General features: G+C 70.5%; 16 protein-coding genes and 4 pseudogenes. 8 read left to right on the top strand and 12 right to left on the bottom strand.

Features of this window, described 5'->3' with window-relative positions; genetic code table 11:
- Window positions 1-17: 17 nt before the first annotated feature.
- The 7 genes from dnaA to mutM all read right to left on the bottom strand — a co-directional run bounded on the left by dnaA (window position 18) and on the right by mutM (window position 4,868).
- The gene (gene dnaA, locus V8F63_RS03735) at window positions 18-1,064 is read right to left on the bottom strand and encodes a chromosomal replication initiator protein DnaA (RefSeq protein WP_392354555.1); all 1,047 of its coding nucleotides are present in this window, start codon (window positions 1,062-1,064) and stop codon (window positions 18-20) included.
- Entirely contained in the window at window positions 1,034-1,462 is a 429-nt protein-coding gene (locus V8F63_RS03730; protein WP_392354554.1) for a DnaA N-terminal domain-containing protein, read from the bottom strand. Before V8F63_RS03730 ends, dnaA begins: the two co-directional genes overlap by 31 nt.
- A gap of 484 nt (window positions 1,463-1,946) precedes the next feature.
- The gene (gene rpsT / locus V8F63_RS03725; protein WP_025978008.1) at window positions 1,947-2,216 is read right to left on the bottom strand and encodes a 30S ribosomal protein S20; all 270 of its coding nucleotides are present in this window, start codon (window positions 2,214-2,216) and stop codon (window positions 1,947-1,949) included.
- Window positions 2,217-2,382: 166 nt separating this feature from the next.
- Window positions 2,383-3,168, bottom strand: a complete 786-nt coding sequence (locus tag V8F63_RS03720; protein WP_138142320.1) for an enoyl-CoA hydratase — start codon at window positions 3,166-3,168, stop codon at window positions 2,383-2,385.
- Between the two features lie 43 nt (window positions 3,169-3,211).
- Window positions 3,212-3,430: a helix-turn-helix transcriptional regulator gene (locus V8F63_RS03715; RefSeq protein ID WP_313634003.1), complete on the bottom strand. Its 219-nt coding sequence runs from the start codon at window positions 3,428-3,430 to the stop codon at window positions 3,212-3,214.
- Window positions 3,430-3,918 carry a hypothetical protein gene (locus V8F63_RS03710; protein ID WP_392354553.1) on the bottom strand — a complete coding sequence of 163 codons (489 nt, stop codon included), beginning with the start codon at window positions 3,916-3,918 and terminating at the stop codon, window positions 3,430-3,432. Before V8F63_RS03710 ends, V8F63_RS03715 begins: the two co-directional genes overlap by 1 nt.
- An 86-nt stretch (window positions 3,919-4,004) precedes the next feature.
- On the bottom strand, window positions 4,005-4,868 hold the full coding sequence (gene mutM / locus V8F63_RS03705) for a bifunctional DNA-formamidopyrimidine glycosylase/DNA-(apurinic or apyrimidinic site) lyase (protein ID WP_392354552.1): 864 nt from the start codon (window positions 4,866-4,868) through the stop codon (window positions 4,005-4,007).
- A 60-nt stretch (window positions 4,869-4,928) separates the two neighbouring features.
- On the opposite strand from mutM, the gene V8F63_RS03700 reads away from it, so the two are divergent.
- From V8F63_RS03700 to V8F63_RS03665, 8 genes and pseudogenes are all read left to right on the top strand, one after another.
- Window positions 4,929-5,828: a class I SAM-dependent methyltransferase gene (locus tag V8F63_RS03700; protein ID WP_392354551.1), complete on the top strand. Its 900-nt coding sequence runs from the start codon at window positions 4,929-4,931 to the stop codon at window positions 5,826-5,828.
- Window positions 5,829-5,901: 73 nt separating this feature from the next.
- Window positions 5,902-6,638, top strand: a pseudogene (locus tag V8F63_RS03695) (pseudouridine synthase).
- 222 nt (window positions 6,639-6,860) lie between these two features.
- Entirely contained in the window at window positions 6,861-7,499 is a 639-nt protein-coding gene (locus V8F63_RS03690) for a phosphoribosylanthranilate isomerase (RefSeq protein ID WP_392354550.1), read from the top strand.
- Between the two features lie 32 nt (window positions 7,500-7,531).
- Window positions 7,532-8,744, top strand: a pseudogene (gene trpB / locus V8F63_RS03685) (tryptophan synthase subunit beta).
- Window positions 8,744-9,232, top strand: a complete 489-nt coding sequence (locus V8F63_RS03680) for a hypothetical protein (protein WP_134581819.1) — start codon at window positions 8,744-8,746, stop codon at window positions 9,230-9,232. The pseudogene trpB and the gene V8F63_RS03680 overlap by 1 nt, the downstream one beginning before the upstream one ends.
- A pseudogene (gene trpA / locus V8F63_RS03675) lies at window positions 9,229-10,085 on the top strand (tryptophan synthase subunit alpha). The gene V8F63_RS03680 and the pseudogene trpA overlap by 4 nt, the downstream one beginning before the upstream one ends.
- Window positions 10,086-10,095: 10 nt before the next feature.
- Window positions 10,096-10,995, top strand: coding sequence for an acetyl-CoA carboxylase carboxyltransferase subunit beta (locus V8F63_RS03670; RefSeq protein ID WP_025978017.1), 900 nt, complete (start codon window positions 10,096-10,098; stop codon window positions 10,993-10,995).
- Between the two features lie 11 nt (window positions 10,996-11,006).
- Window positions 11,007-12,292: pseudogene (locus V8F63_RS03665) on the top strand (folylpolyglutamate synthase/dihydrofolate synthase family protein).
- A gap of 202 nt (window positions 12,293-12,494) precedes the next feature.
- On the opposite strand, the gene trxA reads toward V8F63_RS03665, so the two are convergent.
- The 5 genes from trxA to V8F63_RS03640 all read right to left on the bottom strand — a co-directional run bounded on the left by trxA (window position 12,495) and on the right by V8F63_RS03640 (window position 19,404).
- On the bottom strand, window positions 12,495-12,827 hold the full coding sequence (gene trxA / locus V8F63_RS03660) for a thioredoxin (protein WP_025978019.1): 333 nt from the start codon (window positions 12,825-12,827) through the stop codon (window positions 12,495-12,497).
- A gap of 124 nt (window positions 12,828-12,951) precedes the next feature.
- The gene (addA, locus tag V8F63_RS03655; protein ID WP_392354549.1) at window positions 12,952-16,389 is read right to left on the bottom strand and encodes a double-strand break repair helicase AddA; all 3,438 of its coding nucleotides are present in this window, start codon (window positions 16,387-16,389) and stop codon (window positions 12,952-12,954) included.
- On the bottom strand, window positions 16,386-18,836 hold the full coding sequence (gene addB / locus V8F63_RS03650) for a double-strand break repair protein AddB (protein WP_392354548.1): 2,451 nt from the start codon (window positions 18,834-18,836) through the stop codon (window positions 16,386-16,388). The genes addA and addB overlap by 4 nt, the downstream gene beginning before the upstream one ends.
- A complete protein-coding gene (locus V8F63_RS03645) occupies window positions 18,758-19,111 on the bottom strand; it encodes a hypothetical protein (protein WP_392354547.1) in 354 nt (117 codons plus the stop codon). The genes addB and V8F63_RS03645 overlap by 79 nt, the downstream gene beginning before the upstream one ends.
- Window positions 19,112-19,134: 23 nt before the next feature.
- Window positions 19,135-19,404, bottom strand: a complete 270-nt coding sequence (locus tag V8F63_RS03640) for a hypothetical protein (RefSeq protein WP_392354546.1) — start codon at window positions 19,402-19,404, stop codon at window positions 19,135-19,137.
- Window positions 19,405-19,446 lie beyond the last annotated feature (42 nt).

Raw genomic sequence — 19,446 nt, 5'->3', positions numbered from 1 at the left:
CGGTGATGCTGCCCGGCTTACCCGCGCAGTTTGCGCGTCAGGGCCTCGACGTCGCGGGCGATCTGGTCGTCCTTGGGCATCAGCTCTTCGATCTTGCGGACGCCGTGCAGGACGGTGGTGTGGTCGCGCCCGCCGAAGCGGCGGCCGATGTCGGGGTAGGAGCGCGTGGTGTGCTGCTTGCACAGATACATGGCGACCTGGCGCGGGCGGGCGATGGCGCGGGTGCGGCGCTCGCTCAGCAGGTCGGCCTGTTTCAGGTTGAAGTGCTCGGCCACCGTCTTCTGGATCTCGTCCACGGTGATGCGGCGCTCAGGCCCCGTGCGCAGGGCGGCGCCCAGCAGGGTCTGGACTTCGTCGACGGTCAGGGCCGACAGGCGGCTTCCGGCGACGGCGGCCAGGGTGTTCACGGCGCCTTCCAGCTCGCGCATCGAGCCGGGGGTGCGGTCGACCAGATGCTCCAGCACCTCGGAACGAGCCTCGCCGGTGACGACGCCCAGCTTGGCCAAAGCGCTCAGACGCGATTGAGCGACGGCGACCTTCAGGTCGCGGTCAGCAGCCTCGACCGGGCAGGTCAGGCCGGCGGCCAGGTGGCTGCGCAGGCGCGGCTCGACGTCGGTCAGGGCCACCGGCGCGCGGTCGGCCGACAGGACGATGCGTTTGCCGTCCTCGATCAGGGCCGTCAGCGTGTTCAGCAGCTCTTCCTGGGTGCTCGTCTTGCCGCCGACGAACTGGACGTCGTCCAGCAGCAGCATGTCGGCCGAGCGCAAGCTTTCCTTGAAGGCCGCGGTCGAGCGGTCCTGCATGGCGCGCACGAAGGTCGACAGGAAGCGTTCGGCGGTCAGATAGACCACCTTGGCGTCCGGGCGCAGGCGTTGCGCCTCCCAGGCGATGGCGTTCAGCAGGTGGGTCTTGCCGTAGCCGTAGGGGCCGCAGAAGAAGACGGGGTTGAAGTGGCCGTCGGCCCAGGACGCCACCTGCTTGGCGATGGCCAGGGCGAAGGCGTTGCCGTGGCCCTCGACGAAGCTGTCGAAGGTCAGGCGCTCCTGCAGGCCCGCGGCGCGCACGGCGCGGGCGCCGTCGGTGGCCGGGGCGAAGGCGGGGGCGGCAGGCGCGGCCGCCGGCGCGGCGCTGATCGAGGCCAGGCGCGGGGCTTCACGCGAGGCGGAAGCGGGGGCACGGAGCCCATCTCGGCGCGGCAGCGGACCTCAAGGCGACGCGACAGGCCGTCCAGGCCCAGCCACAGCTCGTTCATCCGTCGCAGGGCGTTCTTGCGCACCCAGTCGCGCGCATAGGCGGTCGGGGTCACCAGGATCAGATTGCCCTGAGAATCCACCCGCACCGCCGAAGGCGCGATGTAGCTGCTGAAGGGTCCGTCGCCGATCTCAGTTTTCAGGCGGTCCGCCGCCTCCGTCCAGATACGGTTGGGATCCGTCATACCCGCCATCGCCACGCCCCCGATCATGAAGAACACCCGCCACAAGAGTTATCACCGACGAACGCCCTTCGAGACGAGGTCCGGGGACGACTTCTCTCGTCTCGCGAAGCCGGGCTTCGCAAGCGGGGTCGTACTCACAGACAGACATCTCGCGTCGAGGGAAATCATTGATTTCCTCGTCTTCATCCAGACAGGATGGAAGTGCGTTACCCCCTCAACTTACCCTCGGAACGGCGGAGATCAACGCTGATTCGAGTCGAGATCTGCACTTAAATTGATTGACTCCAGCAAACCCCGGCAGGGCTTAGGAAAATGGCGATTTCGCCTTAATCGATCGCCGGAGTCGGCCGGTCTGACTTAGCAGCAGACAGCAAGACGGCGAGGGAGCTTGCGCTTCCTCGCCGTTGAAATTCATGCATTTTTTCACGAAACGCCGGTTAAGGGCCTTCCGTGATCGTCACAAAGCGCTGTTTGACGAAGCCGTGATGACCCGTCCGAGCGCGGTGCGATATCAGGCGGCCGACAGCTTCTTCAGCTGGGCGGCCAGACGGCTGACCTTGCGCGAGCCGGTGTTCTTGTGAACCACGCCCTTGGACACGGCGCGCATCAGTTCCGACTGGGCGGTGATGAACGCAGCCTTGGCGGATTCCACGTCGCCGCCCGTGACGGCTTCCTGGAACTTGCGCAGGTAGGTGCGAACGCGGGTGCGGCGGGCCTTGTTCACTTCGGTCCGCGCTTCGATCTTGCGGATCGCCTTGCGGGCGCCTGCATTGTTGGCCATCGGGTAAAAACCTTCGAACGAAAACGCCGTAAACCACACGTCCACGGCGAGAAAATCTCAAGAGCGGGCGGCTATAGCGGAAAGCCTCCGAACGGTCAACGCGATCCGCCCGGAATTGAGTCGGGGCCGGGGTTTGCGCCCCATGCGGCCGGCCCCGACGCCAGACTCAGCGGCCGGTGAAGGCGGGCTTCCGCTTCTCGACGAAGGCGGCCATGCCTTCCTTCTGATCGTCGAAGGCGAACAGGGAGTGGAACAGCCGGCGCTCGAACACCACCCCTTGCGCCAGGGTCGTCTCGAAGGCGGCGTTGACCAGTTCCTTATTGGCCATGACGGCCAGGATCGATTGTCCGGCGATCTTGGCGGCGGCGGCGCGCGCCTCGTCCAGCAGGGCGTCAGACGCCACGACGCGCGACACCAGACCCGAGCGTTCGGCCTCGGCGGCGTCCATCATTCGGCCGGTCAGGCACATGTCCATCGCCTTGGCCTTGCCCACGGCGCGGGTCAGGCGCTGCGAGCCGCCGATCCCGGGCGCCACGCCCAGATTGATCTCGGGCTGGCCGAACTTCGCCGTGTCCGAGGCGATGATGAAGTCGCACAGCATGGCCAGCTCGCAGCCGCCGCCCAGGGCATAGCCCGAGACCGCCGCAATGATCGGCTTGCGGAAGCTCGCCACCCGATCATGGGCGCGGGCGAAGAAGTTGCCGCGATACATGTCGGCATAGGCCTGATCCGCCATCTCCTTGATGTCGGCGCCCGCCGCGAACGCCTTGGCCGAGCCGGTCAGCACCACGCAGCGCACGCTGTCGTCGTCGGCCACGCTCTCCAGAAAGTCTCCCAGCTCGCCGGTCAGGGTGGTGTTCAGCGCGTTCAGCGCCTCGGGCCGGTTCAGGGTGACGACCGCATAGCCGTCCGCGTGGCGTTCGATCAGCAGGGTGGAATAGGCGTCGGCCATGATGTGCGCTCCTCTCAAGCTCGTTCGGGACTGGTCTAGCGCCTCAACCCTCCCACTGGAACACCTCGCCGATCTCGACCCCGAAGGCCTGGGCGATGCGGAAGGCGGTTTCCAGGCTGGGCGAGTATTTGCCCTGCTCCATCGCGACGATGGTCTGGCGCGTCATGCCGATACGAGCGGCCAGGTCCGCCTGGGTCATCTCATTGGCGTTGAAGCGCAGCTGGCGGATGCGGTTCCTGATAGGGGGCGGCGGCTTGCCCATCAGCGCCCCCGACGGAGCAGGGCCAGGGTCAGGGCCCAGCGCGCCAGCTCCGACAGCATGATGCAGCCCAGCACAGCATTGGCCGACAGCACCAATCCATTGCCGGGGATCATCCGCCGCGCCAGTCCGTCCGGGCGGGCCGCACCCCAGAAGCCTACCCCGTAGGCGATGGCCGCGACTGTCATCAGCAGGCCGATCAACAGCATCAGCGAGACGTGGCTGGCCTGAAGCGCGGCCAGGCTCTCGCGTTCATCGCGCGCCCGGCGCTCCGCCTTGGGGGTGGTCAGCATGGCCAGGGCGGTCAGAGCCGTCTCCAGCACCACCACAGTGATCAGGCCTAAGATGAACAGCCCGCCCATGTCGGCGGCGAAGTCCGCCTGTCGCAGACCGCCCGCCAGCACTCGCTCGCCGAACCGCCAGGCATAGACGCCCCAGACCGCGAGCCCGGCGAGAATGGCCACCCACAGATGTTTTTCACGAAAGGTCATGACGCGCTCCTGGCTGTCCTCACCTGTGTCGCGCTGGACGGATGGAATGTCTACTATTTCTTACACGGTGTCGAATCTTTCAGACATCACTTCTTCTGACAGACCGGGCAGAAGAAGGTCGAGCGGCCGCCCTGCACGATGCGCTTCACGACGCCGCGACAGCCCTCGGTGCGGCAGGGCTCATGCTCACGGCCGTAGACGTCGAAGCGATGCTGGAAATAGCCCTGGCCGCCCTCGACGTTGGCGAAATCCTTCAGGGTCGAGCCGCCCGCGGCGATGGCGTCATGCAGGACGTTGCGGACCTCGACCGCCAGCCGCTCCAGCCGCGGACGGCTGACCTTGCCCGCCGCCGTCAGGGGCGAGATGCGCGCGCGATAAAGGGCCTCGCACACATAGATGTTGCCCAGACCCGCCACGATGCTCTGGTCCAGCAGGCTGACCTTGATGTTCTGCGCCTTGCCCGCAAAAGCCTCGGCCAGGTGGGCGCCCGAGAAGGCGTTGCCCAGCGGTTCCGGCCCCAGTTTGGCGAACCAGGCGTGGCCCTCGACCGCCCCGGTCGGGATCAGGCCCATGAAACCGAAGCGCCGCGCATCGGCGTAGCCCAGCCGCGTCAGCACCCCGTCCCGGTCGGCGGTCAGGCTCATATGCTCATGCTTGCCCACGACGGGGGCGTCCGTCTCGAACAGGCCGGGGGCGACGCCCTCCAGAGTGAAGCGCCCGGTCATCCCTAAGTGCGTGATCCAGGTCTCGCCGGTCGACAGGGGAAACAGCAGGTATTTCGCCCGCCGGTCCAGCCGCAGCACCGTCGCCCCGTCCAGCCGCTCGACGAAGCGTTCGGGAAAGGGAAAGCGCAGGTCCGGCCGGTTCTGACGCGGCGCGCTCAGGCGGGCGCCCTCCAGCACGGGCTGAAGGCCGCGACGGACGGTTTCGACTTCGGGTAATTCGGGCATGAGCGTCAGCTTAGGCGCGGGCGGCTTCTCGGGCGAGGGGGAAGGGATTATAGGCGGGGGATGACCATGCTTCTCTACGGCCGCCCGCCCGCCGTGTTCGATCCGCCCACGACGGCGACCCAGACCTCGCCCCTGATCCCCGGCTCGAGCGCGCTGGAGACGGTCGCGCCCGGCTCGGCCGAGGGCGTCATGCTGTATGCCCCGCCGGGCGCGGTGGAGCGGCGCTATACGCTGGCTCTGGCGCTGAGGGCGCTGAAGCCCGGCGGGCGGCTGGACGTCATGGCGCCCAAGGACAAGGGCGGCTCGCGCCTGGGCAAGGAGCTGAAAGGCTTCGGGCTGGACGTCGCCGAGACGGCCAAGGCGCACCATCGCCGCTGCATCGTCATCCGCCCCGAGGCGGTCGAGGGGCTGGACGCCGCCATCGAAGCGGGCGCGCCGCGCGTGGTTCCGGGGCTGGAGGCCTGGTCGCAGCCGGGCGTCTTCGCCTGGGACCGGGTCGATCCGGGCACGGCGCTGCTGGCGCAGGTGCTGCCGCCGCTGAAGGGCGCGGGCGCCGATCTGGGCTGCGGTTTCGGGGCGCTGTCGACGGTGGTGCTGCGCGCGCCCGCCGTGACGACGCTGCGGCTGGTCGACATCGACCGGCGCGCGGTCGAGGCGGCGAAGCGCAACGTCGAGGACGCGCGCGCCAGCTTCGACTGGGCCGACGTGCGGACGCTGGAGGCGGCGGGCGACCTGGATTTCATCGTCAGCAATCCGCCCTTCCATGACGGCGGCGCCGAGGACCGGCGGCTGGGCCAGAACTTCATCCGCAAGGCGGCCGAGATGCTGCGGAAGGGCGGGACGGCCTGGATCGTCGCCAACCGCCACCTGCCTTATGAGGCCGAACTGGACGCGGCCTTCAAGCGGGTGCGGATGGTCGTGGATCAGGGCGGCTACAAGATTTTCGAGGCGGTGAAGTGATCTCGCCCTCAAGCAGCCCGAAGGGCGGTAGGGCGAGGCATAAGGCCTCAAGCAGCCCGAAGGGCGATAGGGCATGAGCAAGAAGATTCCCACGTCCCGCGTGGACAAGCTGCTGGGCTCGATGGGCTACGGCTCGCGGGCTGAGATGGCGCGGCTGGGCAAGGCGGGCGGGATCGTGCTGGACGGCGCCGACCTGACCGATGTGTCCAAGCGCATCCCCGTGACGCCCGACCTGCCGAGCCGCATGGAGATCGACGGCGAGCCGCTGGATCCCGTGCCCGGTCTGGTGATCCTGTTGAACAAGCCGCTGGGCATGACCTGCTCGCACAAGGAGGACGGGGCGCTGGTCTATGACGTCTTGCCCGACCGCTGGCGGCGGCGCGACCCGGCGATCTCGACCATCGGGCGGCTGGACAAGCAGACCTCGGGCCTGCTGCTGCTGACCGACGACGGTGACCTGCTGCACCGGGTGATCAGCCCCAAGCGTCAGGTGGCCAAGGTCTATCGCGCGACGCTGGCGCGGCCGCTGAACGGGACGGAAGGTGCGCTGTTCGCCTCGGGCGAGCTGGTGCTGGAGGGCGAGGACAAGCCGCTGGCGCCCGCCGTGCTGGAGGCGGTGTCGCCGACCGAGGCGCTCCTGACGGTGACGGAGGGGCGCTATCACCAGGTGCGCCGGATGTTCGCGGCGGCGGGCAATCATGTGGAGGCCCTGCATCGCGAGCGGTTGGGCGGGCTGACGCTGGGCGATGATCTGGCGCCGGGGAGTGGCGGCTGCTGAGCGAGGATGAGATCGCGTCGATCTTCGCCTGAACCACTCTTTCGTCATCCTCCGACGAGCGTAGCGAGATCGGGGGACCCAGCGGCGCCCGTCAGGGCGAAAGACCCACGCGCCGCGCTTGCCGCAAGGATCGCCTTCGGCGCCGCTGGGTCCCCGGTCTGCGCCGCTTGCGCGGCTTGCCGGAGGATGACGAGGGGTAGGGAGGGCAAGTGCGGCGCTTGACCTGCCCCCGCAGTCGCGCACCTGATTTGCGCATGACCCTCACCAAGATCTGCGGCCTGACGACGCCGGATACGCTGGATGCGGCGCTCGACGGCGGGGCGGCCTTTGTCGGGGCGGTGGTGTTTCCCAAGAGCCCGCGCCACATCCCGCCGCTGCACGCCGCCACCCTGTTCGACCGCGCGCGCGGTCGGGCGAAGATCGTGGCGGTGCTGGTCGACCCCGACGACGCCCTGCTGAGCGAAGTCGCCCTGATCCTGCGGCCTGACCTGATCCAGTTGCACGGTCATGAGACGCCGCAGCGCGCGGCCGAGGCGAGGCGGTTGACGGGGGCGGGGATCATCAAGGCCCTGCCGATCCGGGACGAGACGGACTTCGCCTCCGTCGCCGATTGGGCGGACGTCGCCGATCACCTGCTGTTCGACGCCAAGCCGCCGAAAGGCGCTGATTTGCCCGGCGGAGTGGGGGCGTCGTTCGACTGGACCCTGATGCGCAATCGGGCGCTTCCGGCAAACTGGTTCCTCGCGGGCGGGCTGTCGCCGGAAAATCTCACCGAAGCGGTGCGGATTTCAGGGGCGCCGATGGTCGATGTCTCCTCTGGCGTCGAAAGCGCGCCGGGTGTTAAGGACCCTGACTTGATCCACGCCTTCCTCAAGGCCGTATCCCGGTCCTGATTTCGTCGCCTTCCCGCGAAAGACTGCCGCTCGTGAACGCATTTCTCCCCAATATCTACGCCTGGCCCGACGCTGACGGCCGCTTCGGCCCCTATGGCGGCCGTTTCGTGCCCGAGACCCTGATGCCGCTGATCCACGAACTGGAGGCGGCCTATAAGGCGGCCAAGGCGGACCCGAGCTTCCAGGCCGAGCTGGACGGCTATCTGGAGCACTACGTCGGCCGCGCCAGCCCGCTCTATTTCGCCGAGCGCCTGACCGAGCATTTCGGCGGCGCCAAGATCTGGCTGAAGCGCGAGGACCTGAATCACACGGGCGCGCACAAGATCAACAACTGCATGGGCCAGATCCTGCTGGCCCGCCGCATGGGCAAGACGCGCATCATCGCCGAGACCGGCGCCGGTCAGCACGGGGTCGCCTCGGCCACCGTCTGCGCCCGCTTCGGCCTGCCCTGCACCGTCTACATGGGCGCCGTCGACGTGGCCCGTCAGCAGCCGAACGTCTTCCGCATGAAGCTGCTGGGCGCCGAGGTCTCGGCGGTGACCGCCGGGGCGGCGACGCTGAAGGACGCCATGAACGAGGCGATGCGCGACTGGGTCACCAACGTCGCCGACACCTATTACATCATCGGCACGGCGGCGGGCCCGGCCCCTATCCGGCCATGGTGCGCGACTTCCAGTCGGTGATCGGCAAGGAGATCAAGGCCCAGGCCCAGCGCCAGATCGGCCGCCTTCCCGACGCCGTCATGGCCTGCATCGGCGGCGGATCGAACGCCATCGGCGCCATGCACCCCTTCATCGAAGACGAGGGCGTGCGCCTGATCGGGGTCGAGGCGGCGGGCCACGGCCTGGACACCCCCGACCACGCCGCCAGCCTGAAGGGCGGGCGCTCGGGCGTGCTGCACGGCAACCGCACCTATCTGCTGCAGGACGCCGACGGCCAGATTCTGGAGGGCCACTCCATCTCGGCCGGTCTCGACTATCCGGGCATCGGGCCGGAGCACGCCTGGCTGCACGACCTGGGTCGCGGCGAATATCTGTCGGCCACCGACGACGAGGCGCTGGAAGCGTTCCAGACCCTGTGCAAACTGGAAGGCATCATCCCGGCGCTGGAGTCGTCGCACGCCCTGGCGCGCGCCGGCGAGGTGGCCCGGAACCTCGGCAAGGGGGCGATTTGGTCATCGTCCTGTCCGGCCGGGGCGACAAGGACATTAACACCGTGGCTCAACACCTGGGCGTGGAGTTGTAATGATGAAGACCCTGCTGATCGCCGCCCTTCTGGCGGCCGCTTCGCCCAGCCTGACCCTGGCGCAGAACACCGCTGCGCCCGCCCAACAGGCGCCGGTGCAGACGGCGCCGACCGTCCCGCCCGGCCCGGCGGCGACCGGAATGCCGGTCCTGCCTCCGGCGACCGAGGCGGCCGACTGCGGCGGCCTGCTGCGCAGCCCCGCCTTCTGCGTGACGGCGCAACTGGACCAGATCGGCGCCCTGGCCGACGCCTATACGGAACATCTGGGCACGCTGAACTGGCTGGCGGCGGACGGGGACGACAACCGCGTCATCTTCGTGCGGCGCCGCGAGGGCGGCGGCTGCGACGGCCTGCAGATGGTCGCCTTCTATGACGAGAGCAAACCGGCCGAGGCGACGGCGCCGGGCTATCTGGGCTTCGCGGTCATTCCCGGCGATGTCTGCACCTCAGGCCCGGCTTCGCCGGTCGCCGGAACCCTGCCGCAATGACGACCGCACGCATCGACGCCCGCTTCGCCAAGCTGAAGGCCGAGAACCGCGCCGGTTTCGTCCCCTATGTCATGACCGGCGACCCCAGCCGGGACGAGGCGCTGGAAATCCTCAAGGGCCTGCCCGCCGCCGGGGCCGACCTGATCGAACTGGGCCTGGCCTTCTCGGATCCGATGGCCGAGGGGCCGCCGATCCAGCGCGCCGCCCTGCGCGGGTTGAAGGCGGGGTGACCCTGCGCGGCACGCTCGACCTGGTGGCCGACTTCCGCAAGAGCGATCGGGACACGCCGCTGATCCTGATGGGCTATCTGAACCCGGTGGAATCCTACGGCTATGAGGCCTTCGCCTGCGACGCGGCCGAGGCCGGCGTGGACGGCATCATCGTCGTCGACTGCCCGCCGGAAGAGGCCGGGCCGCTGTCCGCCGCCCTGGACGCGGCCGAAGTTTCGCTGATCCGGCTGGCCACGCCGACCTCTGACGACGACCGCCTCAAGGTCATCGCCGAGGGCACGTCGGGCTTCGTCTATTACGTCTCGGTCGCCGGTGTGACCGGGGTGAAGGAGGCCGTCGCCGCCGAGGTGGCGCCCGCCGTCGAGCGCGTGCGACGCGCCGCCGGCCTGCCCGTCGCCGTCGGCTTCGGCGTCCGCACGCCCGAACGCGCCGCCGAGATCGCCCGCGTCGCCGACGCCGTCGTCGCCGGTTCGGTCTTCGTGAACGAAGTCGCCGCCGCCCTAGAGGCGAACGAAGCGGCTGTCCCCCGCGTTCTGGCCAAGGTGAAGACGCTGTCCGATGCGGTGAAAGCCGCCCGAACGAGTGCGCCCCAGAATAGTGATTTCCTCGCGGAAACCGTCTAAAGGCCCGCCCATGGTCGATAAACATCCTGAGAACAAGGCTCGCGGCGGCTGGCTGTCGCGTTTCGCGCCCGGCGTGCGCAAGATCGTCAGCCCGCGCGACACCCCGGACAATCTGTGGGTCAAGGATCCCGACACGGGCGAGATGCTGTTCCGCTCGGACCTGGAGGCGGCCCTGTGGGTCACGCCGTCGGGCCGTCATATGCGGATCAATGCGCCCACGCGCCTGAAGGCCACCTTCGACGACGGCCTGTATGAGAGCATCGACACGCCCGACGTGCCGGAAGACCCGCTGAAGTTCTCGGACGGCAAGCCCTATCGCGACCGCCTGTCGGCGGCGCGCAAGGCGGCCGGCCGCAAGGACACCATGGCCATCGGCTATGGCCGCATCGGCGGCGCGCCCGCCGTGGTCATCGTCCAGGACTTCACCTTCATGGGCGGTTCGCTGGGCATGGCGGCGGGCGAGGCCTTCATCGCCGCCGCGCGCGAGGCGGTGAAGCGCAATGTTCCCTTCGTCTGCTACACCGCCGCCGGCGGGGCGCGGATGCAGGAAGGCGCCCTGTCGCTGATGCAGATGGCGCGCACCACCCTGGCCGTCCAGGAAGTGAAGGCGGCCAAGCTGCCCTACGTCGTGGTGCTGACCGACCCGACCACGGGCGGGGTCACGGCCTCCTACGCCATGCTGGGCGACGTCCACCTGGCCGAGCCGGGCGCCCTGATCGGGTTCGCCGGTCCGCGGGTGATCGAGACCACCATCCGCGAGAAGCTGCCCCCGGGCTTCCAGCGCGCCGAATACCTCAAGGACAAGGGCATGGTGGACAAGGTGGTGTCGCGCGCCGACCTGCCGACGACGCTCGGCCTGATCCTGTCCATGCTGATGAGCGGAACCGCCCAGACGCAGAAGGCGGCGTAAAGCCGGCCCTGATGGACCCGATCTCGGAACGCCTGCGCGCCCGGCATCCCCAGCGCATCGACCTGTCGCTGGACCGGATGCGGGCCCTGTGCGCCGCGCTCGGCGATCCGCAGGACAGGTTGCCGCCGGTGGTCCATGTCGCGGGCACCAACGGCAAGGGCTCGACCGTCGCCCTGATCCGCGCGATCGCGGAAGCGGCGGGCCTGCGCGTCCATACCTATACCTCGCCGCATCTGGTGCGGTTCAACGAGCGCATCCGCCTGGCCGGCAAGCTGATCGAGGACGAGGCGCTGAACGCCATCCTCGACCGGGTCGAGGCGGCGATGGCCCAGACCGGCGGTCAGGCCACGGTGTTCGAGAGCACCACGGCGGCGGGCTTCTTGGCCATGAGCGAAACCCCCGCCGACCTGGCCGTCATCGAGGTCGGTCTGGGCGGATTGCTGGACGCCACCAACGTCATCGCCCGGCCGCTGCTCAGCGTCATCACCCCGGTCGACCTGGACCACGCCGAGTTCCTGGGCACGAGCATCGAGGGCGTGGCGGGCGAGAAGGCGGGCATATTGAAAGCGGGGGCGCGCGGCGTCGTGGCGCGCCAGTCCGAGGCGGCCATGGCGGTGATCGCGCGGCGTGCGGCGGAGGTGGGCTCGCCCCTGACCGTCATGGGCGTGGACTTCGACGCCTGGGCCGAGCGCGACGGCCTGGCCTATCAGGATCCGGAGCGGTTCCTGGACCTGCCCGCGCCCGCCCTGGCCGGCGCGCATCAGTTCGACAATGCGGGCGTGGCGGTCGCCGCCGCGCTGGAACTGGACCTGCCCGAAGCCGCCATCGCCGAGGGGCTGAAGTCCGTGCGCTGGCCGGCGCGGATGCAGCGGCTGACCGCCGGGCCTTATGCCGACAAGGCCCAGAAGGTCGACGCCGAGCTGTGGCTGGACGGGGGCACAACCCGCACGCCGCCCGCGCCCTGGCCCGCGCCCTGTCCGACCGTCAGGCCCGCGCCCCGCGACCCACCGCCCTGATCGTCGGCATCCTGGCCAACAAGGACGCCGGCGGCTTCTTCGAGGCGCTGAAGGGGATCGACGCCCAGGTCTTCACTGTCGGCTTCGAGGGAGCGGCCGCCGAGCCGGAGGCCCTGGCCGCCGTCGCCCAGGGACGCGGCTTCGGCGCCATGGCGGCGGGATCGGTGGACGCCGCGCTCGACCGCGCCCTGGCCCTGGGCGCCGGACGGGTGGTTATCTGCGGCTCGCTGTATCTGGCGGGCGAGGTGCTGGGCGCCAGCCGCGAGACCTGGCCGGTCTGATCCGAGGCGCCGCGCCTCTCCCTCCCCGTACCGGGGAGGGTGGTCGCGAAGCGACCGGGTGGGGAGGGCCAGGCGATCCTGAGCGCCTCAGAACAACAGACAAGCAAAAGGCGGCGCCCCATCAGCGGCGCCGCCCCACCCGGTTTCGGCCTGACGGCCTCAACCCCCTCCCCGGGACGGGGAGGGAAAAGTCGTGCGTGTGTCAGTCCGCCTTCACGCCGGCTTCGGCCAGCCATTCGACGATCTTGCCCTTGGGCATGGCGCCGACCTTCATCGAGGTCATCTGGCCGTCCTTGAACAGCATCAGGGTCGGGATGCCCTTCACGCCCATCTTGGACGGGACCATGGGGCTGTCGTCGATGTTGACCTTGGCGATGGTCACCTTGCCGGCCAGCTCGTCCGAAATCTGCTCCAGCGCCGGGCCGATCTGCTTGCAGGGGCCGCACCACTCGGCCCAGAAGTCCACCAGGACCGGGGTCGAGGATTTCAGGACGTCGGCGTCGAAGCTGTCGTCGGTGACTTTCACAGTCGCCATTTTAGTCTCCTTAAGGGCGCTATCGCTCGCGCGCGGCGGCTCGCTGTTTGAGCGCATTTAATAGTCGCGCGCCGACGGCAGCGTCAGCGTTCGGCCACAGATGTGGGTGCGAATCCCGCACAAATCAACGCGCATTTTCGAGAGCGGCGTCCATCAGCCCTTGCGGAACCGCCATCAGCTTCGGCCCGTCGGTCCAGACCAGGGCCGCCTCGACCGCGCGGTCGGGATAGAGGCGGCGCAGAACGGCGGCGTAGATGGCCATCTGCAGCACATAGGCGGGATCGGCGTCCTCGACCCGGTCCGGGGCCGGGCGGTTGGACTTGAAGTCCACCACTAATACGCGTTGTGGCGTGACCACCAGCCGATCGATGCGGCCCGAGATCGACACGCCGGACGGCAGGTCGGGCGCGGTCCCGGTCAGGGCGACCTCGGCGCGGCTGCCGGGGCCGAAGACGGGGGCGAAGCGGGCGTCGTCCAGCACGCCGAAGGCGGCGGCGATCATCTCGGCGCGCTGGTCCTCGCTCAGGTCGCGCTCGCGGGCCAGCATCCGGCGGGCGGCGTCGGGGCGGTCGGGCGACGGCAGGTCGGGCAGGCGCTCCAGCAGGCGGTGGATCAGGTCGCCGCGCCGGAACCGGCCGAGGCCGGCCCCGGGGCCTTCGCCCCGCGCCAGCGGCGACGGCGCCGGGATGCGTTTCTGCTCCTGCATCTGCGAGGGCGAGGCGAAGCGGGCGGCGGCGTCGCGCGGCGCGTTGGTCCGCGCCCAGGCGGGGGCCTCCGCGCGCATCTCGGCGGCGGCGACGGCGGCGGGCAGGCTGCCGGGATCGGTGCCGTAGCGGCGGACGCCGCCGTCCAACTCGCGCACCTGATCGCCCAGGCGGTCGAAGGTCTCTTCGATCACCGACCACCAGTCCCCGGCCTCGGGCGCGCGTTTCGAGCCGCGTCCCATGACGATCACCCGATCGCGCGCGCGGGTCAGGGCGACGTAGAGCAGGCGCAGAGATTCGTCGCCGACCCGCGCCTCGCGCGCCGCGCGGGCGTCGGCCGAGGCGGGGCAGTCCTCCTTGGACGAGCCGGGGCACATCAGCCAGGCCTCGGCGCCGTCCTCCAGCGGGACAGGCATCAGGGACGGCCCCTGCGCCTTCGCCTTCATCGTCGTGTCGGGCAGGATGACGACCGGCGCCTCCAGCCCCTTGGCGCCGTGGACGGTCATGACACGGACCTCGCCGCGCGGGCCTTCCAGTTCGCGCTTCACCTCGACGTCGGCGGCTTCGAGCAGGGCGAGACAGGTCTCCAGATCGGTCCCGCCGCGTCCCTCGGCGGCCAGCACCTGATTGAGGGTCTCGTCGATGGCTTCCTCGGCCTCGCGGCCCAGACGGGTCAGGATGCGGGCGCGGCCGGACTGGCGCGTCCCGTCGACCCGGTTCAGCAGGCTGGAGAAGAAGCCGAAGGGATCGAGGTCGCGGGCGCTGCGCGCCGCGCGCAGCAGGTCCAGCGCACGGCCCCACTCGGGCCGCTCCTCCGCCCGGCGTTTCAGTTCGCGCCACAGGCCGTCGCGCTCTTCGCGGCCCGCCAGGTCGAACAGGCTGTCCTCGTCCACGTCGCAGAAGGGGCCGCGCAGCACCTCGGCGACCGTCAGATCGTCGCCGGGGAAGAGGGCGAACCGGGCCAGCGCCTTCAGGTCGTCGAAGACGATGTGCTGCGACAGCTTCAGCCGGTCGGCGCCGGCCACCGGCGCGCCCGCCGCCTTCAGTCCACGGATGATCTCCTCGAAGGTCGCGTCGCGGCGGCGGACCAGGATCAGGAAGTCGCCGTAGCGGCAGGGACGCGGCGTCCCGTCCTTGTCGAAGACGACGGCGCCGCTCTCGACCTGGCGGATAATATCCTTCGCCAGGGCCTGGGCCATGCGTTTGCGGGCGCTGGCGGTTCCTTCCTGATCGACGGGATCGGTCCAGGCGTCGCGCTCGGGCGGGGCCTCGTCGACGAACAGGGGCCACAGCTCGACGGCGCCGGGCTGGCCTTTGCGGGCGGCGGTATGGTGGGGAATCTCGCCGGTTTCCCCGACCAGGGCGCGGGCGCGTTCGGGCGTGCCGAAGACTGCGTCCACGAACGTCAGCACCGCCTCGGTCGAGCGGTAGGAGGTCTCCAGCGGCACGCCCTCGAAGGCGCCGCCCGCCCCGGTGATCAGGCTGTCATAGACCTGCGATTCCTGCCTCAGCCGCTCGGGCCGGGCGCCCTGGAAGGAGTAGATGGACTGCTTCTCGTCGCCGACGGCGAAGACGGTGCGGTCGGTCCCCTCGACGGTGAAGAACTCGCCGGTCAGGGCGCGCATGATGGCCCACTGTTCGGGGGCGGTGTCCTGGGCCTCGTCGATCAGGACGTGGTCGACGCCGCCGTCCAGCTTGTACAGCACCCAGGCGGCGGTCGAGCGGACGGTCAGCAGTTCGACCGTGCGCGCCACCAGGTCGGAGAAGTCGAGCGCGCCGTGCGCCGTCTTGGCCGCCTCGTAGAGGGCGGCGTGGGCGTTGGCGAGGGTCAGCAGCTTGATAGTGTCGTCGGCGACCTTGGCTGCGCGCAGCTGGTCGCGGGCGGCCAGGAACTTGTCCTGCAGATCGGCCAGCCAGCCTGCGGCGTCGGGCGGCGCCTGCTTGGTCGCCATCGACTTGCGGGGCGAGCCGGAGCCGGTCAGGAAGACGACGCCCAGGCCGTGGAAGCTCCAGTCGTGGTCGAGGGCGTGGATCAGTTCGGCGGCCCGGTCCTTGTCGGTCTTGGAGCCGGTGGCCATCAGCTCGGCCATGCGGCGGACCTCGCCCCGGTGCAGCCAGCGCAGGAAGTCGGCCTCGATGTCTTCCGGTGTCTTTTGCGGATCGGCGCCGGTCAGGACGTAGGGGCCGGGCGCGCGGCCGTCGGCGACGCGGGCGACGTAGTCGGTCAGCTCGGCACGCCGGGCCTCGATCAGGGCCAGAAGATCCTGGAAGCGGCCCCAGTCCAGCTCGACCGCAAAATGGCTGTAGGCCTGGCCGACCGGCCCCTCGACGTCGGCCAAGGCGGCCCGGGCCAGGTCTTCGCGCGCGGCGTGAGACAGGGCGATCGCCGCCTCGTTCTCCAGCACGGTGAAGCGCGGCGACACGCCCGCCTCGATGGGGAAGCGGCGCAGCAGCTTTTCGCAGAAGGCGTGGATGGTCTGGATCTTCAGCCCGCCGGGCGTCTCCAGCGCGCGGGCGAACAGGCGCCGCGCCTCGGACAGGCGGGCGGGATTGAGGGCGGCGGGGTCGCTGTCGTCCAGTTTGGCCAGCGCGGCCGACAGTTCGCCGTCGTCCATGACGGCCCATTTGCCGAGCGTCTCGAACAGGCGGGCCTGCATCTCGGCGGCGGCGGCCTTGGTGTAGGTCACGCACAGGATGGCCGAGGGCGCCGCGCCGCCCAGCAACAGGCGCGCCACGCGGTTGACGAGCGTCGATGTCTTGCCCGACCCGGCGTTGGCGGTGACGAAGACCGAACGGGCCGGATCGGCGGCGCGGGTCTGGGGGTTGAGGGCGTCTTCGGGCCGGACGTGAAGGTTCATTCCGCCTCTCCTTCCTCGGCCCCGCCGATGACGTGCCATTCCCAGACGCGAGCCAGCAGGTTGTAGGGGCTGTAGCTGCCCATCAGGTGGGGCGCGGCCCACGAGAGGTAGGGCGTCTCCAGCCTGTCGAAGTGGGCGACGCGGGCCATCAGCCCTTCCAGCGCGGCCTCGGACAGGGCCTGCGCCTCCGGCCCGGCCGCGCGCACGGCAACCTCGCCCGCCTTCTTGCGGCCGACGACGCGGACGTAGGTCAGCTCCTCGGGCGGGACGGGGCCGTGGGTCTTCTCGAAGCCCCCGGCGGCCAGGATGGCGCCGGTCAGGGTCAGTTGGGGCGCGAAGCCCGCCTTGATCTGCTTGGCGGTCGGAACCTGGCCCGTCTTGAAGTCCATGACGGCGGCGGACAGGGCGCCGACCTCGATGCGGTCGGCGTAGGCCTTGACGGTGAAGGGGCCGCCCGGCGCGTCGAAGGTCAGGGCCCCCTGCTGTTCGATCAGCAGGTCGACGCCGCGCGCCCGGCGCTCGGTCTCGAACCCGGCCAGCCAGCGGGCGGCGTTTTTCGCCAACGGCGTTTCGCGCGCCATGGCGGCGTCCTCGAAGCCGTGGGCGCCCAGCTCCTCGAGCAGCAGGCGCTCGATCACCGCGTCAAGGTCGTCGGGCAGCAGGTCGGGCCAGTCCTCGGTCAGGCGCTCGATGGCCTTGTGCACCGCGTTGCCGCGCGCCAGGGCCTCGGCCGAGGCGCCGGGGCGCTCCATCGGTTCGAGGTTCAGGATGCGGCGGGCGTAAAGCGCATAGGGGTCGCGGACCCAGCGCTCGACCCCGGTGACGTAGAGGCTGCGCGGGCGGCGCTCGACCGGGGGCGTAGGCGCGGGGCGCGGCGCCAGCCGGGCCGGACCGGGCGGCGGGGTGTCGAGGGCGCGGGTCCAGTCGGCGACGCCTTCGGGGGCGCTGAGCTTGACCGGAGTGTCGGGCGCGTCGGCGCCGCGCGTCAGCATCTCCAGCCGCCACAGCCAGCGCGAGCGCACGGCGGGCTGGCCGCCGCGTCGTTCACAGTGGACCAGGATCGCCTCCTCGGCGCAGGAGGCCTGGACGAAGTCCTGCGCCGTCTGGCCCAGGCGCCGCTCAGGCGCGGGCAGGGGCAGGGCGGCGCGCATGGGCCGGGACAGGAAGGGATCGACCGGGGCGGCGTTGGGCCAGACGCCCTCCTCAAGCCCGGCCAGGATCATGCGGTCGGCCCGCGCCAGACGGGCTTCGATGGCGCCGAGGATGCGCAAGGACGGATGGGTGGCGCCGCCGGTGCGCACCGTCGTCTCGGCCAGCAAGGCGGCGATCAGGTCGGCGAACTCGGCGGGCGTGGTCTGGCCCAGCGGACCGCCGCCCTCGATCAGGGCCGACAGCAGAGAGGCCGCCGCCTCGCCGTCCGGCCCGGCCCACGCGTTCTGACCCGCCAGGGTTTCGATCAGGGCGGCCAGGGTGCGGGCCGCCTCGTCCGGCGCACAGGGGCGGGCCGTGGCCAGAGCCTCCAGCCGGTCGGCGAGGGCCTGCGCGCCCTTCAACCGGGCCAGCTTCCATTCGGCCAACGGCAGACCGCCGCGCCGAGGCTGGGCCGCCTTCAGCAGGCGTTCGTGAAGCTGGGACCAGCGGCGCGGGCGCGGGCCGCGCAGGGCGTGCTCCTCCAGCGCCTCGGCGGCGTCGGTGAGCGTCGTCTCGCCCAGATCGAGGCGGACCAGCGGGTGCTTCAGGACGGCCAGCAGCGTTTGCGGCTTCAGCGGCTCGGCCAGGAAGCGGGCGCAAAGGTCGACCAGCACCCCCGCCGTCATCCGCGACAGGGGCTGGCCGGTGGAGGAGTCCGGGACGATGCCCCAGCGCGCCAGCCGCGCCTCGACCCGGCGCGACAGCTGCAGGTCCGGCGTCACCAGGGCGCAGGTGATGGGGCGGCCGTCGAGCGCGCGATGCTCGAGGCTCTCGCGCATCATCAGGGCGACGGCGGCGGCGGCTTCTTCTTCGGCGCGGACGGACAGGACGGTCAGGCCCGACAGGCCCTCGGCGATGGGGTCGGCGGCGCGGCCCGCCTCGGCCGAGCGGGCGCGCAGGCGCTTGATCTCGGCTCGCCAGTCGTCGGTGGCGTCTGCGGGGCGCAGGGCTTCGTTGATCAGGCGTTGGCGGGCCAGACCGCGCGCCTCAATGGCGGGTTCGAGGGGCGGCTGGAACCAGGGCTGGACCGCCTCGCGGGCGACCTCGGCGCGGGTCAGAAGGGCTTTCAGCGCGGCCTGCGGATGCTGGTCGTCGATGCGGTCCCAGGCGTCGGCGGCCAGATCGAGATCGAGGCCGGGCAGGACGACCACGCCCTGCGGCGCTTTCGCCACGGCCTTCAGCACATCGGCGGCAGCGGGGACGGTGCCGGTGGAGCCGGCGGCGATGACGGGGGCCTGCGGGGGCGGGCGTCCCACGCCTCAGCCAGACGGCGCAGCAGGGTCGCGCGGCGCCAGGCCGGATCGACCAGGCCGAGCGCCTCCAGCCGCTTGGGCCAGGCCTCGACGGCGAGGCCGAGGAAGCGCGCGCTCTCGCGCCAGTGCTCGGCGAGATCCTGTTCCGCCAGAGTGGCGACACGCGACAGGTCGGAGACTTCCTCGAGCTGGCAGGAATCGAGGAAGGCGCCGAGCGCATCGGCCATTTCGAGCGCGCGCAGGGGCTTCATCCCCGGCTGGAAGTCTTCGGCGATCATGCGCGCCATCTCGAAGCGGCGCGTCAGGGGGCGATGGCGGGCGGCAGGTCCAGACCCAGCTCGCCGGGGGCGAAGGGCGGCTCGTCCTCCTCCAGATCGCCGAGCGGGCGGACCTGAGGCAGCAGGATGGGGCGCTCGCCCGCCAGCTTGCCCAGGGCGAAGGAGAAGGCGCGGGCGGCGCGGCGGTTGGGCAGCAGGATGGTGGCGTCGGTCAGGGTCTCGGGCGGGGCGTCGCCCAGCCAGTCGAGGACGCCCGCCGCCAGGTCTTCGAGGAAGGGCCGCCAGGCGGGCACGGCGCGCCAGCGCGGACCTTCACCCGAGAAAGGATCGAAGCG

Origin of the sequence: Brevundimonas sp. LF-1 (assembly GCF_037055305.1) — a bacterium.
GTDB classification, from domain to species: Bacteria; Pseudomonadota; Alphaproteobacteria; order Caulobacterales; family Caulobacteraceae; genus Brevundimonas; species Brevundimonas sanguinis.
Note: the sequence above shows the minus strand (reverse complement) of the source record. Positions and strands in the feature narration are given on the sequence as shown.